Origin of the sequence: Sphingomonas sp. PR090111-T3T-6A, from assembly GCF_000383095.1 — a bacterium.
GTDB lineage: Bacteria > Pseudomonadota > Alphaproteobacteria > Sphingomonadales > Sphingomonadaceae > Solisphingomonas.
Map to the genome: position 1 here is coordinate 190513 of NZ_AORL01000010.1, position 14236 is coordinate 204748.

At 68.8% G+C, this 14236-nt stretch carries 17 protein-coding genes and 1 riboswitch; of the genes, 9 read left to right on the forward strand and 8 right to left on the reverse strand.

All coding sequences use genetic code 11. From position 1 onward, the window contains the following. Positions 1-3: 3 nt before the first annotated feature. From ST3T6A_RS0103660 to ST3T6A_RS0103675, 4 genes are all read right to left on the reverse strand, one after another. A complete protein-coding gene (locus tag ST3T6A_RS0103660) occupies positions 4-411 on the reverse strand; it encodes a DUF1636 domain-containing protein (protein WP_026359398.1) in 408 nt (135 codons plus the stop codon). Between the two features lie 2 nt (positions 412-413). Further along, positions 414-2366, reverse strand: coding sequence for a TonB-dependent receptor plug domain-containing protein (locus tag ST3T6A_RS0103665; RefSeq protein ID WP_019831540.1), 1953 nt, complete (start codon positions 2364-2366; stop codon positions 414-416). A gap of 105 nt (positions 2367-2471) precedes the next feature. Next, a riboswitch (cobalamin riboswitch) is annotated at positions 2472-2664 on the reverse strand. Between the two features lie 20 nt (positions 2665-2684). Beyond that, positions 2685-3458 carry an ABC transporter ATP-binding protein gene (locus tag ST3T6A_RS0103670; RefSeq protein WP_019831541.1) on the reverse strand — a complete coding sequence of 258 codons (774 nt, stop codon included), beginning with the start codon at positions 3456-3458 and terminating at the stop codon, positions 2685-2687. Then, on the reverse strand, positions 3452-4456 hold the full coding sequence (locus ST3T6A_RS0103675) for a FecCD family ABC transporter permease (RefSeq protein WP_037537713.1): 1005 nt from the start codon (positions 4454-4456) through the stop codon (positions 3452-3454). Before ST3T6A_RS0103675 ends, ST3T6A_RS0103670 begins: the two co-directional genes overlap by 7 nt. 108 nt (positions 4457-4564) lie before the next feature. Here ST3T6A_RS0103675 and ST3T6A_RS0103680 point away from each other — a divergent pair, with 108 nt between their 5' ends. Then, positions 4565-5395: an ABC transporter substrate-binding protein gene (locus ST3T6A_RS0103680; protein WP_193378611.1), complete on the forward strand. Its 831-nt coding sequence runs from the start codon at positions 4565-4567 to the stop codon at positions 5393-5395. On the opposite strand, the gene bluB is transcribed toward ST3T6A_RS0103680, so the two are convergent. Continuing rightward, on the reverse strand, positions 5392-6033 hold the full coding sequence (gene bluB / locus ST3T6A_RS0103685; RefSeq protein WP_019831544.1) for a 5,6-dimethylbenzimidazole synthase: 642 nt from the start codon (positions 6031-6033) through the stop codon (positions 5392-5394). The two genes, ST3T6A_RS0103680 and bluB, sit on opposite strands and share 4 nt — an antisense overlap. Positions 6034-6125: 92 nt before the next feature. Continuing rightward, complete coding sequence (gene ctrA / locus ST3T6A_RS0103690) at positions 6126-6827, reverse strand: response regulator transcription factor CtrA (protein ID WP_019831545.1); 702 nt, start codon at positions 6825-6827, stop codon at positions 6126-6128. 157 nt (positions 6828-6984) lie between these two features. On the opposite strand from ctrA, the gene ST3T6A_RS0103695 reads away from it, so the two are divergent. Further along, on the forward strand, positions 6985-7644 hold the full coding sequence (locus ST3T6A_RS0103695; protein WP_019831546.1) for an RluA family pseudouridine synthase: 660 nt from the start codon (positions 6985-6987) through the stop codon (positions 7642-7644). On the opposite strand, the gene arfB is transcribed toward ST3T6A_RS0103695, so the two are convergent. Continuing rightward, positions 7641-8063 carry an alternative ribosome rescue aminoacyl-tRNA hydrolase ArfB gene (arfB, locus tag ST3T6A_RS0103700; RefSeq protein WP_019831547.1) on the reverse strand — a complete coding sequence of 141 codons (423 nt, stop codon included), beginning with the start codon at positions 8061-8063 and terminating at the stop codon, positions 7641-7643. The two genes, ST3T6A_RS0103695 and arfB, sit on opposite strands and share 4 nt — an antisense overlap. A gap of 160 nt (positions 8064-8223) precedes the next feature. On the opposite strand from arfB, the gene ST3T6A_RS0103705 reads away from it, so the two are divergent. Beyond that, complete coding sequence (locus ST3T6A_RS0103705; RefSeq protein ID WP_019831548.1) at positions 8224-8712, forward strand: GAF domain-containing protein; 489 nt, start codon at positions 8224-8226, stop codon at positions 8710-8712. A gap of 128 nt (positions 8713-8840) precedes the next feature. Next, positions 8841-9551 (forward strand): RcnB family protein, encoded by a 711-nt coding sequence (locus ST3T6A_RS0103710; RefSeq protein WP_019831549.1) that lies wholly within the window; start codon positions 8841-8843, stop codon positions 9549-9551. Between the two features lie 27 nt (positions 9552-9578). On the opposite strand, the gene ST3T6A_RS0103715 is transcribed toward ST3T6A_RS0103710, so the two are convergent. Beyond that, positions 9579-10052 (reverse strand): universal stress protein, encoded by a 474-nt coding sequence (locus tag ST3T6A_RS0103715; RefSeq protein ID WP_026359400.1) that lies wholly within the window; start codon positions 10050-10052, stop codon positions 9579-9581. A 115-nt stretch (positions 10053-10167) separates the two neighbouring features. On the opposite strand from ST3T6A_RS0103715, the gene ST3T6A_RS0103720 reads away from it, so the two are divergent. The 5 genes from ST3T6A_RS0103720 (at position 10168) to ST3T6A_RS0103740 (ending at position 13996) form a co-directional block, all read left to right on the forward strand. After that, entirely contained in the window at positions 10168-11445 is a 1278-nt protein-coding gene (locus ST3T6A_RS0103720) for a pyruvate dehydrogenase complex dihydrolipoamide acetyltransferase (protein WP_019831551.1), read from the forward strand. A 56-nt stretch (positions 11446-11501) separates the two neighbouring features. Then, positions 11502-11861 carry an acyl-CoA thioesterase gene (locus tag ST3T6A_RS0103725; RefSeq protein WP_051103394.1) on the forward strand — a complete coding sequence of 120 codons (360 nt, stop codon included), beginning with the start codon at positions 11502-11504 and terminating at the stop codon, positions 11859-11861. 3 nt (positions 11862-11864) lie between these two features. Then, on the forward strand, positions 11865-12083 hold the full coding sequence (locus ST3T6A_RS21380; protein WP_157602388.1) for a hypothetical protein: 219 nt from the start codon (positions 11865-11867) through the stop codon (positions 12081-12083). Between the two features lie 48 nt (positions 12084-12131). Continuing rightward, a complete protein-coding gene (gene lpdA / locus ST3T6A_RS0103735) occupies positions 12132-13526 on the forward strand; it encodes a dihydrolipoyl dehydrogenase (protein WP_019831554.1) in 1395 nt (464 codons plus the stop codon). A gap of 236 nt (positions 13527-13762) precedes the next feature. Next, entirely contained in the window at positions 13763-13996 is a 234-nt protein-coding gene (locus ST3T6A_RS0103740; RefSeq protein WP_019831555.1) for a hypothetical protein, read from the forward strand. Positions 13997-14236: the final 240 nt, after the last annotated feature.

Genomic DNA, 14236 nt, shown 5'->3' on the forward strand with positions numbered 1-14236 from the left:
TGTTCACTGGGCGACAAACCCCTCGGGTGGGACGCGGACGATGAAATGGCCTTTCACGCCTTCGGGCCATTGACGGTAGGGCACGCTGCCTTCCTCGCTCGCGGCATGGGCCAGCGCATAGTCGAGAATCGACCGTGCGGCCTCCGCATCGGGACGGAAGCGGCCAAGGACATAGCCCACTTTGCCCGGCGCGCGCAGATGCACGGTGCAATGCTGGGCGCAGGCGAAGAGGCAGGCCATCTCCTCGATCGCGATCCCGGCATAGCGCGGATCGGCGGCCTGCACCTCGCGCAGCGCTTCCGCAAGCCGGGCGCCGCCGCGCTGTCCGCTCTCGTCGGTCTGCGCCTCGGCCGAGTGGCGGCAGGTGGAGCAGGCGACGACGCTGGGGCCGCTCGGGGCCGGACGGAGCAGCGTCACAGCCGCGCCCGCACGCCGCCATAGACGCTGCGGCCGAGCGAACCGAACTGGAAGGCGGTCTCGTAATGCTTGTCGAGCAGGTTCTCGGCGCGGGCGAAGAGGGTGAAGCGGCCGGCGACGGGCACCTCGGCGCGCAGGTCCACCAGCGTATAGCCGGCGAGGCGGGTGAGGTTGGCTGTATCGTCGAAGCTGTGCCCGGCCCAGCGCACCGCCACCGTCGTGCTGATGTCGAGCGGCCAGCGATAGCTCACCGATCCGTTCGCCTCCTCGCGCGGGCGGCGGGGGAGCCAGTTGCCATGCGTGGCGCCGGGCGAGCGGTCCTCGGCCATGGTCCAGCTATAATTGCCGTCGAGGGTGAGGCGGTCGGTTGCCTTGACCGATCCGGTCAGTTCCACGCCATGCGCCACCGCGCGGGCGAGGTTGAGATAATAGCCGAAGCGCGGCACGCCCGTGCCCGGCGTCAGGCAGAGCGGATCGGCCGAGACGAAGTCGCAGCTGTTGAAGATGATCTGCTGGCGGGTGCGGCGCTCGAAATAGGCGGCGCTTAGCGTGATGCGTTCCGCCCAGAGATGCTGCTCGACGCCTGCTTCCCAGCCGGTCGACTTGGCGGGCTTGAGCGTCGGGTTCCCATATTGCGAATAGAGCTGGTAGAGCGACGGCGCCTTGAAGCCCTCGCCATAGCTCGCGCGCAGGATCGTGCCGGTCGGGAGCTTCCACGCGGCACCGCCCGAGAAGAGGAAGCGCCCGCCATAGCTCGTGTAATGATCGTGCCGCACGCCGCCGGTGAGCGTCAGGCCCTGCACCAGCTCGCCGTTCACCTGCACATATTCGTCGGTGAGCGAGGCCGAGCCCTGATCCGGATCGATCTGGAACTGCGGCGAGATCGAGCGGAAGCGGGAATGCTCATGCTCGACGCCGAACACCGCGTTCCAGCCCTCGATGATCGCGAGCGTGCCCTGATAATCGATGCGCTGCGTGCTACCGGTCGCATGGAAGGTCGTCTGCGCGCCGGTCGTCTGCGAGGGATCGAAATTGTTACGCTTCGTATCAGTATAGCTGTAGCCGATGCGGTTGCGCAGGCGGCCGCCGAACAGATCCGCGTTCAGGCCCGCATAGCCGAGCAACTGGCGGTTGGTCTCATATTCGGCGGTATCGACGGGCGCGAAGGTGACGGGGTCGAAGCCGTCCAGGTCGGTGCGGCCGCGCGCATAATAGCCGCGCAGGTCGGCGCTGATGTCGTCGGTCAGTGCGATCTCGACGCGGCCCGTCGCGGTGCGGTTGGTGTAGCCGTCGCGCTCCTGGCCGCCGAAGCGGGTGTCGAGCGCGGAGATGCCGTCGGTGGTGAAGGCCTCGCCGGCCAGTCGCCACGTCACCCGGCCGTCCTTGCCGCCGACGCCGGCGCGGGCGTCGACCGTATCGCGCGAGCCGCCCTCGATGTCGAAGCTGCCTTCGAGCGGCCTGGTGGGGAGCGCCGTCACGATGTTGACCACGCCGCCGATCGCCTGGCTGCCCCACAAGGTCGATTGCGGCCCGCGCAGGATCTCGACGCGCTGGGCATCGCCGGTCAGTAGATTGCCGAGGTTGAAGGCGCCGTCGGGCGAGGCCGGGTCGGTGAGCTTCACGCCGTCGAGCACGATGACGGTCTGGTCGCCCTCGGCGCCGCGCAGGCGGAGCGTCGTGTCGGTGCCGTAGCCGCCATTGCGCGAGATGCTGATGCCCGGCGTGCGGAGCAGCAGTTCGGAGATGCCGATATCCTGCGTGGCGTCGATCGCCGCCTTGTCGAGCACGGTGACGGACGATGCGACCTGATCGATCGGAGTCGGCACGCGCGTGGCGGTGACGGTGATCGAAGGCGCGCCCGGATCGGAGGCGGCATCCGGCGTCGGCGCGACCTGCGCGAGTGTGCCGGACGAGAGCGTGGCGAGAGTGAGTAGTACGGCTTTGGCCATGGCGAACCCCTTGGACGACCGACCGGCCTCCCTGAACGGGCGGCACGATCCACGGCGTCGTCACGCGGGCTTTCACCCCGTCCGTTCGGCGCACCCTGGCCGGACGAAGGACGACCGCGACGGGCAGGTCTCCTGGCTCGCGGGTCATTGCCTCGTTCGCGCCGCCTTCTCGAAGCCGGGAGCTTCAATGGCCTGTGACGCGATGGCTCGCCGCTTACAGTTGCAGGGGCAGCCGGGGCCTTGAACCCCGTTCCCTTTTGATCCCCGTCGCCGGGGAACCTGTCGCAGCGCCGCGATAGGCTCGGGCCGGGGCGGGCGTCAACTGCGACCGAGCGGGACCAGCAGCGGCGTGCCGTCCGCCGCGCCTCGCCATGCGGTGATGCCATAGACCTCCGCCAGCGCCGCATCGGTGAGCACCGCTTCCGGCGGCCCATCCGCCACCAGCAATCCTTGGGAGAGCAGCAGCAGCCGGTCGCAGAAGCGCGCCGCCATGGTGAGATCGTGCAGCACGACCACCACCAGCATCCCCGCCCGCGCGCGCTCGGCGAGCAGCTCCATCATCTCCATCTGGTGGCTGGGGTCGAGCGAGGCGAGCGGTTCGTCGGCGATGAGGGCTTGCGCCTCCACCGCCAGCGCCCGCGCCAGCATCACGCGGGCGCGCTCGCCGCCGGAGAGTTCGGTCGCGTCGCGGGCGCGGAGGTCGAGCGTGCCGGTCGCGACCATCGCGGCCTCGATCGCGGCGGTGTCAGCGGCGGAGAGGCGCGAGAAGGGCGCGAGATGCGGCATCCGCCCCAGCGCCACCAGACGCTCGACCGACAGCGGCCAGTGCAACGTCTGGCCTTGCGGCAGATAGGCAATGGCCCGCGCCCGGTCGGCGGGGCGGAGCGTGCCTACCTCCGCGCCGTCGAGCAGCACACGGCCGGAGAGTGGCTTGAGCAACCCCAGCATCGCGCGCGCCAGCGTCGACTTGCCGGCGCCGTTGGGGCCGATCACGCCGATCAGGCCGCCGCCCTCCATGCCGGCGTCGATGCCGGTCAGCACGCGGCGGTCGCCCAGCGCGACGTCCAGCGCCTCGATGCGGATCGTCACCACAGGCGGCGCTCCCTCAGCAGGTGGAAGACGAACACCGGCACGCCGAGGAAAGCGGTGACGACGCCGAGCTTCAGGGGCGCGTTGGTCGGGATCAGCCGCACCGCGACGTCGGCGGCAGTGAGCAGAGCGGCCCCCGCGATGGTGGAAGGGATCAATACCGACGACGGTCGCCGGTCGGTGAAAGGACGGACCAGATGCGGCACGATCAGCCCGACGAAGCCGATCGCCCCCGACACCGCCACCGCGCCGCCGACGCCCACCGCGAGGCCGATCAGCATCCGCACCCTGACGCGCCCGAGATCGATGCCGAGGGTGCGGGCGCTGTCCTCGCCCAGCGTCAGCGCGTCGAGCGCGCGGCCGTCCCACAACAGCAGCGCGAGGCCGGTGGCGATGCAGGGCGCGGCGAGCCAGACATGCTGGGGCGTGCGATCCTCCAGCGATCCGAGCAGCCAGCTCATGATCTCCATGGCCGCGAAGGGATTGGGCGAGAGATTGAGCGCGAGGCTGATCCCCGCACCCGCGAGTGTCGCCACCGCGATGCCGGCGAGGATCAGGCCGAGCGGGCTCTCGCTCCGCCCCGCGAGGCCCAGCAGCGGCGCCAGCGCCACCAGCGCGGCGAGGATGGCGAGCAGCGGCAGCGTCATGGGATGCGCCTGCGCGAGCCCGAAATAGAGCGCGACCACCGCCCCGAGAGCCGCCGCGTTGGAGGCGCCCAGCACCGAGGGCTCGGCCAGCGGGTTGCGCAGATAGCCTTGCAGCGATGCTCCGCCCGCGCCCAGCATCGCCCCGACCAGCAGCCCCAGCGCGACGCGCGGAAGGCGCAGCTCGAACAGGATGGCGCGGACGATCGGGTCGCCATGGCCGGCGAGCGCGGCGAGGCTGTCCGCCACCGGGATGCCCGCCGGCCCGATGAACAGCGACGCCAGCGCCGCGAGCAGCGCGGCGAGGCTCGGCAGGCCGATCAGCAGGGCAGGCGGGGCGCCCCGCGCGGGCGGCATGTGCAGCACAAGCTGTCCTCGTCCAGAGCGCGCCGCGCGACGATTGTATCGCGGGCCGGTTCGCGGCATCCGTAGCGCCCGCGTCACGATTGAGGAAGCCCGACTGCCGTGTTCCGCCCGTTGCTATTGCTGTTCGCCGGTCTGCTGGCGCTGTCGCCTGCCATCGGCCGGGCCGCGGCGCCGCGCCGGATCGTGTCGCTCAATCTCTGCGCGGATCAGTATCTGCTGGCGCTGGCCGATCCCGGGCAGATCGCGGGCCTCACCGAATGGGCGCGCGATCCCGACATGTCCTATTATGCCGCGAAGGCGCGGATGCTCCCCTTCACCCACCGTACCGCCGAGGAGGTGCTGACGCTCCGCCCGGATCTCGTCATCGGCGCGCCCTTCGTTACCCGTCACGCGCTGGCCCCGCTCCAGAAGAGCGGCGTGCCGATGATCGATCTGCCCTTCGACGACAGCCTCGCCTCGATCGAAGCCTCCGTCCGGCAGGTCGCGGCCGCCGTGGGGCATCGGGAGCGAGGCGAGGCGATGATCGCTACCATGCACGCGGACCTCGCGCGGATCGGCCCTCCGCCGGGGCGGGGGCGGGTGGCGGCCTATTATCAGCGGCAGGGCTATCTGACCGGCACCGGCACGCTGGTCGACGAGATGATGCGGCGCGCCGGGCTGGTGAACCTCGCGAGTCGGCTGGGGCGGCCGTCGCTCTCCCAGCTCCCGCTGGAGGTGCTGGCGATGGCGCGGCCGGACTTCCTGATCGTCGAGGCGCGCACCGATGTCGTTGCCGACAAGGGCAGCGAGATGCTGCACCATCCGCTGCTCGACCGGGTGGTGGCGCCGGGGCATCGGCTCACCCTCCCGCAGGCGATGACGGTGTGCGGCGGGCCATTCTATCCGCAAGCGGTGGCCGCGTTGGCGGCGCAGGTCCGCGCGGCGCTCTAGCGGGTGAAAATCCGCTCGCTGCGGCTCTCGCGCTTCTGCCAGCCGCGCCGTTCGAGTTCGGGCGTGTCGGAGGGCTCGCTCGGGTAGCCGATGCAGAGCAGCGCCACCATCGTCCAATGCTCCGGCACGTCGAGCAGCGTCGCGACCGGCCCCGGATCGAGAATCGACACCCAGCCGAGCCCGATCCCCTCCGCCCGCGCCGCGAGCCAGAGCGTGTGGATCGCCATCACCGTCGAATAGCGCAGCGCCTCAGGCATGGTCTGGATGCCGAGGCCGTGACCGGCGGCGGGCGCTTCGTCGCTGAACACCGCGACGATCTCCGGCGCCTCGCGCAGGCCGTGGAGCTTCAGCGCGCGATAGGCGGCGGCGCGCTCCGCATCATAGCGTTCGGCGGCCTTCGCACTGGCGGCGTCAACATGGGCGGCGAGCACCTCGCGCAGGCCGGGCGAGGCGATGCGCACGAACCGCCATGGCTGCGAATTGCCCACGGAGGGCGCGAGCTGCGCCACCGTCAGCAGCCGGTCCATCGCGCCGTCAGACAACGGATCGGTACGGAAATGGCGGACGTCGCGCCGCCAGGCGAACAGCGTCTCCAGCCCGGCGCGGAAGGTCTCGTCGAAGGTCGGGACGTCGTTCACCCCGATTCCATAGGCGGCGGCGCCCCGAACGGGAAGGGGCCGCCCCGACGGATCGGAGCGGCCCCTCGTGAAACCGGAAAGCGGGGTGGACGTCAGGCGACCTGGGCGGCGGCCACGTCGTTGGGATCGCGCAGCACATAGCCGCGGCCCCACACCGTCTCGATATAATTCTCACCTTCGCAGGCGAGGCTGAGCTTCTTGCGCAGCTTGCAGATGAACACGTCGATGATCTTGAGTTCCGGCTCGTCCATCCCGCCATAGAGATGGTTCAGGAACATCTCCTTGGTGAGCGTGGTGCCCTTGCGGAGCGAGAGCAGCTCCAGCATCGCATATTCCTTGCCCGTCAGGTGCACGCGGGCGCCGTCGACCTCCACGGTCTTGGCGTCGAGGTTCACCGAGAGCTTGCCGGTCTTGATGACCGACTGCGAATGGCCCTTGGAGCGGCGCACGATCGCATGGATGCGCGCCACCAGCTCCTCGCGATGGAAGGGCTTGGTGACATAATCGTCCGCGCCGAAGCCGAGCGCGCGGACCTTGCTGTCCATCTCGGAAACACCGGAGAGGATCAGCACCGGCGTCTGCACCTTGGCGACGCGCAGGCGCTTCAGCACCTCGTAACCGTGCATGTCGGGCAAGTTGAGATCGAGACAGATGATATCGTAATCGTACAGTTTGCCCAGATCGAGGCCTTCCTCGCCCAGGTCCGTCGTATAGACGTTGAAACCTTCGGCGCCGAGCATCAGCTCGATGGCCTTCGCCGTCGTGGGATCATCTTCGATCAGAAGAACGCGCATGGTTCGTCCCCGTCTGCCCCGTCACGCCACCCCGCGCAACCGCACTGGCATTAACCATTACAGAGATGAATTAGAAAGGTTAATGACGAGTAAAGTGGTAAATGACGGGTCGTGCGGGGAATTTGCCGTGGCGTGACCGCCATGGCACAGGGGCCGGATGCTGGCCGACCTTATCCTCTTCATCGACGCCGAGGCGATCCTGCTGGACAAGCCGGCGGGGTTGCCCGTCGATGCCCCCCGCGCGGGCGGGGCGAGCGTCGAATCTGCGCTGGAATCCTTGCGTTTTGGTTTCCAGCGTAACCCGGCCGCTGTCCACCGGCTCGATCGCGACACGTCGGGCTGCCTGCTGCTCGCGCGCAATCCCAAGGCGCACAAGCGCTTCGCCGCCGCCTTCGAGGAAGGGCTGGCGGAGAAGACGTATCTTGCCGTGCTCGATGGCGTGCCGGAGAGCGAATCGGGGCGAATCAGTCTGGCGCTCTCCAAGAGGTCGACTCGGGAGGAGGGCTGGCGAATGGTGCCCGACCGGAAGGGCAAGCCCGCCTTCACCGACTGGCGGCTGCTCGGGCAGGTCGGCGGGCAGGCGCTCGTCGAGTTCCGCCCGCGCACCGGGCGGACCCACCAGCTCCGCGTCCATGCCGCCGAGGGGCTCGGCCTGCCGATCGTCGGCGATCCCGTCTATGGGCGGGGCGGGGCGTCGATGCTGCTCCATGCGCAGCGCCTGCGCCTGCCGCGCGATCCCAAACCTGCGATCGAAGGGCTGGCGCCGCTGCCCGAACGCTTCGCGCGCTGGGCGGAGTTCGTGGCGGCAGGCGCTTAGTCGCGGACCTTTCCGCGCAGGCTTTTCACCGTGCCGCGCTTTCCCTTCGAGTCCATCCGGCGGGTCTGGCTCGCGCGGGTGGGCTTGGTGGCCTTGCGCTTCTTGGGGATGAAAGTTGCCTCGCGGATCATCGCGAACAGCCGCTCGCGCACCTCCTCGCGATTGAGAAGCTGCGAGCGGGCGCCTTCGGATCGCAGGATCAGGACGCCATCCTTGGTGATCCGCGAACCGGCCATGTCGGTCAGGCGATGCTTCACCATGTCGGGCAGGTTGGGCGATCCCCACACGTCGAAGCGGAGCTGGACGGCCGAATCCGTCGTGTTCACATGCTGGCCGCCGGGTCCGCTCGATCGCGTGAACGACTCCTCGATCTCGTCCGAGTCGATGGAGATGGAGCGGGTGACGGGAATGGCGACCATGATCGGCAGCCTCTACGGCGCGGGGCGGGCATAGGAAAGCGCTCTGCCCCGATCGATCCGTCTGGAAGCGCACTGGGGCGCCTGAAAGGGAAACTTGCCTGCCCCGCGGCTTTCCCGGCGGCGGCCGAATGATTATGTGCGCCTCAACAAAGGAGCATCCATGTTCGATTTCAAACCGCAGGCCGATGCCGATAAAGCCACCATCTGGGGCGATCTGCTGGGCGCCGCCGACGGCGTGACCAGCGGCGAGCGGGATGCCATCGCGAACATGGCCAATGTCTCAGCGCTGCTGTGGGAGCTGCTGCCCGATCTCAACTGGGCGGGTTTCTACCGCATGGTGGACGGCGAGCTGGTGCTCGGGCCGTTCCAGGGCCGCGCGGCCTGCATCCGCATCGCGCTCGGCAAGGGCGTGTGCGGCACGGCGGCGGCGACCGGCGAGACCCAGGTGGTGGAGGATGTCCACGCCTTCCCCGGCCACATCGCCTGCGATGCCGCTTCCGCCTCCGAGCTGGTGGTGCCGATCGTGGTGGACGGCCGCGTGGTCGCCGTGCTCGATCTCGACAGCCCGAATGTCGGCCGGTTCGACGCCGAGGATGCGGCGGGCGCCGAGCGGCTTTGCGCGCTGCTGGCGGAGCGCCTCGCCGCCTGACCCGAAACGGGACGCGCGTGACAGGAGGTCGCTTGGGCGGCGTCGGTCGCGGGTGATAGCTTCGCCTCCATCAGGGGTCCGCGTGCAAGGCACGGTCTTCGCGACCCGATAGGCAGGGGACGGCGAAGATGCGCAGGATCGACATTCTGGCCGGAGTGGCGGTGTGGCTCGGATGCGTGCCGGCCATGGCTTCCGCGGATGTGACGGCGACTCCTGCGCCGCCTGTGGGTGCGCCGATCGGCCTGTCCACCGAGCAGGGCAGCTGGGGCCAGAGCGGGTGGCAGGCGGGTGCCGCGCCCGTCGTGGCGAGCGCGGCGGGAACGAAAATCCATTCCGGCAAGAAGGTCGGCGCCTACAAGCGGCCCGAACCCGGCGCGACGCTGCCGCAGATCTGGCTGAACCCGGATTACACGATCAGCGACTGGCGGGGCTGGGGCCTCGCGCAGCCGGCGCAGGGCACCCGCTGGGTCCGCTATTATGACGACGCCGTGCTGATCGACGATGCCGCCAAGGTGAAGGACGTGCGCTACGCCGTCGACTGGAAGGGCGGCTACCATGCGGCCGCTTACGCCGCCTCGCCTGCGCGGAGCGTGCCATTCGCGGTCAACAGCACGCCGCGCGTCACCACCGTCCAGAAGGATGAGAACACCGTCGTCACCACCTCGGTGGTCGATGTCGCGCCGACCTTCTCGGCGCCGGTGGCGGGCTATGCGGCCGAGGGGACGGGCAATGCCGCTTATGCCGCGGACGGCATGCAGGTGGTCGGCTACACGCCCGGCACCATCACCACCGTCACCACGACGCACACGATTCCGGGCAGCAAGGCGAAGGGCCGCTAGTCCGCAAGCGCGGGCGCCGGCACAGCTTCAGCTCAGCCGGTCGAGGGCCTCGTCGTCGAGTGAGCCGGGGACGATCATCAGCGGGCAATGGAGCTGGCCGGATTGCGGCCCCGCGAAATAGGAGACGAGCGGACCCGGCCCGCCCGATTCCTGCGCGCCGAGCACCAGCGCGGCGATTCCCGGCCGCTCCTCCAGCAGCGTGCGCACCGCCTTGATGCGCTCGCCCTGTCGCACGGTGAGGTCGGGCTTCAGGCCCAGTTCCTCGATGATCTCGCCCGCCGCCTGATGGAGCAGCGCCTCGGCGCCGAGCCGGGCCTCCTCCTCCAGCGCGGCCTGCACGCCGCCCCATTGCACGAACTCCGAAGGCTCGACGATCGCGAGCATTTCCACGCGTCCGCCGGTCTTGGCGGCACGCCGTGCTGCGAAGCGGAGTGCCACCCGCGCTTCGGGGCTCCCGTCCAGCACGACGAGGTAGGTGCGGGGGGTCTGGGCGTCGTCCATGAGGGGGACGGTGCGGCATTGCGCCATTTCACGCAAGCGTCAGCCTTGACCATAAGCCGCCGAGGGCCGAAATGGCACACTCGCTAGACCGACTGCCAGAGAGGCCCTCGCCGCGATGCCCATCGAACTGAAGATGCCTGCCCTGTCCCCGACGATGGAGGAGGGCACCCTTGCCAAATGGTTGGTGAAGGAGGGCGACGAGGTGAAGTCCGGCGATATCCTCGCCGAGATCGAAACCGACAAGGCCACCATGGAATTTGAAGCCGTCGACGAAGGCACGATCGCCAAGATCCTCGTGCCGGAAGGTTCGGACGGCGTGAAGGTCGGCGCGCCGATCGCGATTCTGGCGGGCGAGGGCGAAGACGCCTCCGCCCCCGCGTCCGCGCCCGCTCCGAAGGCCGAGGCTCCCAAGGCGGAAGCGCCGAAGCAGGCTGAGGCGCCCAAGGCCGCCGCGCCGGCTCCGGCAGCCGCCGCGCCTGCCGCCTCGGGCGACCGCGTGAAGGCGAGCCCGCTCGCCCGCCGCCTCGCTGAGCAGCAGGGCATCGACCTTGCCGGCGTTGCGGGCTCCGGCCCGAACGGCCGCATCGTCAAGGCCGATCTCGCCGGTGCCAAGCCGGGCGCCGTCACCCCGGCCGCTGCCGCCCCGTCGGCCGCTGCCGCGCCTGCCGCGATCGCCGCTCCGGCGCCCGCGCAGATCCCCGACATCCCGCATGAGAGCGCCAAGCTCTCCAACATGCGCAAGACGATCGCCCGCCGCCTCACCGAATCGAAGCAGCAGGTGCCGCATATCTACCTCACGGTGGACATCCAGCTCGACGCGCTGCTCAAGCTGCGCGGCGAGCTCAACAAGGGGCTCGAAAGCCGCGGCGTGAAGCTGTCGGTGAACGACATGCTGGTGAAGGCGCTGGCCGGCGCCCTCATGGAAGTGCCGAGCTGCAACGTGATGCTCGCGGGCGACCAGCTCGTCACCTTCCAGCGCGCCGACATCTCGGTGGCGGTGTCGATCCCGAACGGGCTTATCACCCCGGTGGTGACCTCCGCCGACACCAAGAGCCTCTCGGCGATCGCCGCCGAGATCAAGGATCTCGCGGCCCGCGCCAAGGACGGCAAGCTGAAGCCCGAGGAATATGCCGGCGGCACCGCCAGCATCTCGAACATGGGCATGTACGGCATCAAGCAGTTCGAGGCCGTCATCAACCCGCCGCAGGGGATGATCCTGGCGATCGGCGCGGGCGAGAAGCGTCCCTATGTCGTCAATGACGAGCTGACCGTCGCCACCGTTATGTCGGCGACCGGCAGCTTCGATCATCGCGCCATCGACGGTGCGGATGGCGCCAAGCTGATGCAGGCGTTCAAGCGTCTCGTCGAGAACCCGCTGGGCATGCTCGCGTGAAGAAGCCGCTCGACGACCAGCCGCCGATCGAGGCGCCGGCGGTCCGCGTGGTCGCCATGCCGGCCGACACCAATCCCTATGGGGATATCTTCGGCGGCTGGCTGATGAGCATGATGGACTCGGCCGCCGGCTCGGTGGCCTCGCGCCACAGTCATGGCCGCGCGGTCACCATCGCGATGGAGGGCATGACCTTCCATCGCCCGGTGTTCGTCGGCGACGAGGTGTCGGTCTATGCCACGCTCCTCTCCACGGGGCGGACCTCGATGAAGATCGCGGTCGAGGCGTGGCGCCGGGCGCGGCATGACGAGAGCAGCTACAAGGTGACGGAGGCGACGTTCATCTTCGTCGCGGTGGGCGAGGATCGCCAGCCGCGGCGGGTGCCGCCGATGCCCGTCGACGGCGAAGTCGCGGCCTGATCCATGGCCGGCCTCGCCCCCGCCCTCTTCATAGGAGCGGTGGCGGGGGTGGCCGTCCCCTGGATCGCGGAGCGCAGCGAAACGACGCTGAACGGCCTTCTGGCGGGCAGGCTCATCCACCTCCCGATCGACGGCGGCATCGAGTTGCCCTGGTCCTGGCTGGTGTTCGCCGGCGTGACGCTGATCGCATGGGCCGCCATCGCGGTGGCCCGAATCGAATAGAAGATTGATCCCCGCCGGGCAGAGGCGGGCCCCTGAGGAAGGACAAGCATGGCTGACACCTACGACCTCATCGTGCTGGGTTCGGGCCCCGGCGGCTATGTCGCGGCGATCCGCGCGGCGCAGCTCGGCCTCAAGGTCGCGATCGTGGAGCGCGAGAATCTGGGCGGCATCTGCCTCAACTGGGGCTGCATCCCCACCAAGGCGCTGCTCCGCACCTCCGAGATTTACCACTACATGACCCACGCCGAGGCCTATGGCCTCTCGAACGAGAAGCCGGGCTTCGACCTCGCAAAGGTCGTGAAGCGCTCGCGCGGCGTCGCGGGGCAGCTCAATGCCGGCGTCAAGGGCCTGATGAAGAAGAACAAGATCACCGTCGTCGAAGGCGAGGGCAAGATCACGGCCAAGGGCAAGCTCTCGGTGTCCAAGGACGGCAAGACCACCGATCTCGCCGCCAAGGACATCATCATCGCGACCGGCGCGCGCGCCCGCGACCTGCCCTTCGCCAAGGCGGACGGCGAGCGCATCTGGACCTATCGTCACGCGATGACGCCCAAGGAGATGCCGACCAAGCTGCTCGTCATCGGCTCGGGCGCGATCGGCGTCGAGTTCGCGAGCTTCTACAGCGACATGGGCGCGGAAGTGACCATCGTCGAGATGCTCGACCGGATCGTCCCGGTGGAGGATGCCGAGGTGTCGGAGTTCCTGACCAAGCAGCTCACCAAGCAGGGCATGAAGATCGTCACCAAGGCGGGCGTCCAGAGCCTCGTGAACACGGGCAAGGGCGTGAAGGCTGAGATCAAGCTCGCCGACGGCAAGGTCGAGACCAACGAGTACAGCCACGCCATCGTCGCGGTCGGCATCGTGCCGAACACCGAGAATATCGGGCTGGAGGCGCTCGGCGTGAAGACCACCAAGGGCCATATCGACACCGACGGCCAGTGCCGCACCAACGTCGCCGGCCTCTGGGCGATCGGCGACGTCACCGCGCCGCCGTGGCTGGCCCACAAGGCGAGTCATGAGGGCGTGATCGCGGCCGAAGCCATCGCCGGCAAGCATCCGCCCGCGATGGACGTCCGCAATATTCCGGGCTGCACCTATTCGCGTCCGCAGATTGCGTCGGTCGGCCTCACCGAAGCGAAGGCCAAGGAAGCGGGCTATGAGGTGAAGGTCGGCAAGTTCCCCTTCATCGGCAACGGCAAGGCGATCGCGCTGGGCGAGGCGGAAGGCTTCGTGAAGACGGTGTTCGACGCCAAGACCGGCGAGCTGCTCGGCGCGCACATGATCGGCGCGGAAGTGACCGAGCTGATCGAGGGCTATACGGTCGCCAAGCAGCTCGAAACCACCGAGGCGGAGCTGATCGAGACGGTGTTCCCGCACCCGACGCTCAGCGAAATGATGCACGAGAGCGTGCTCTCCGCTTACGGTCGCGCGCTGCATTTTTAGGGATTCGGTGCCCGGAGTCAGGAACCGTTCACGCGGGCCTTGGAAAAGGGGCAAGCCTGAAACGATCCTGGCTTCGAGCCCGGAAAAGGAGGGCGCGGGAGCGAAACGAGGCCGGATTTCAATAAGGTTTCGCGAACTCCCCGCTTGACGACGACCGCATTTATCGCGTTTTTCGGAACGGCTGCGGACGTGCTGCGTTGCCGAACGTCCGCTGGTGACGGAATAGGAGATAGTTAATGAAGAAGGCTTTCACGATCGCCGCGGTTGCGGCTCTCGCGCTCGGCGCGGCCGCCTGCCACAAGTCGGAGACGACGACCACCAACGTCTCGGCCGAGGACAACATGCTCGTCCCCGCCGATGAGAACGCCATGGGCGACATGAACGCCTCGATGGGCGCCACCGACAACATGGCGATGGACAACGGCGCGATGGCCGACACCAACGCCGCTGCGACCACCAACGCGCAGTAATCTCGCGAGGCGGCTGGCGGCTCCATAGACGGACGCCGCCGGCCGCTCGCAACCCCGGTGCCGCGCCACGCGCGGATGCGCCGGAGGGCGGGCCACGAGGCCCGACATGGCGGCGGGCCCCAGGCCGCCCGGCCTGGCGATGACGCCAGCCTCCCAAAACTGTCTCATTTGGCGACGAATCGGTGCCGTGGCGGGACTGGCCGAGGCCCGCATTGGCGTCTATCGATTGCGATCTATGGT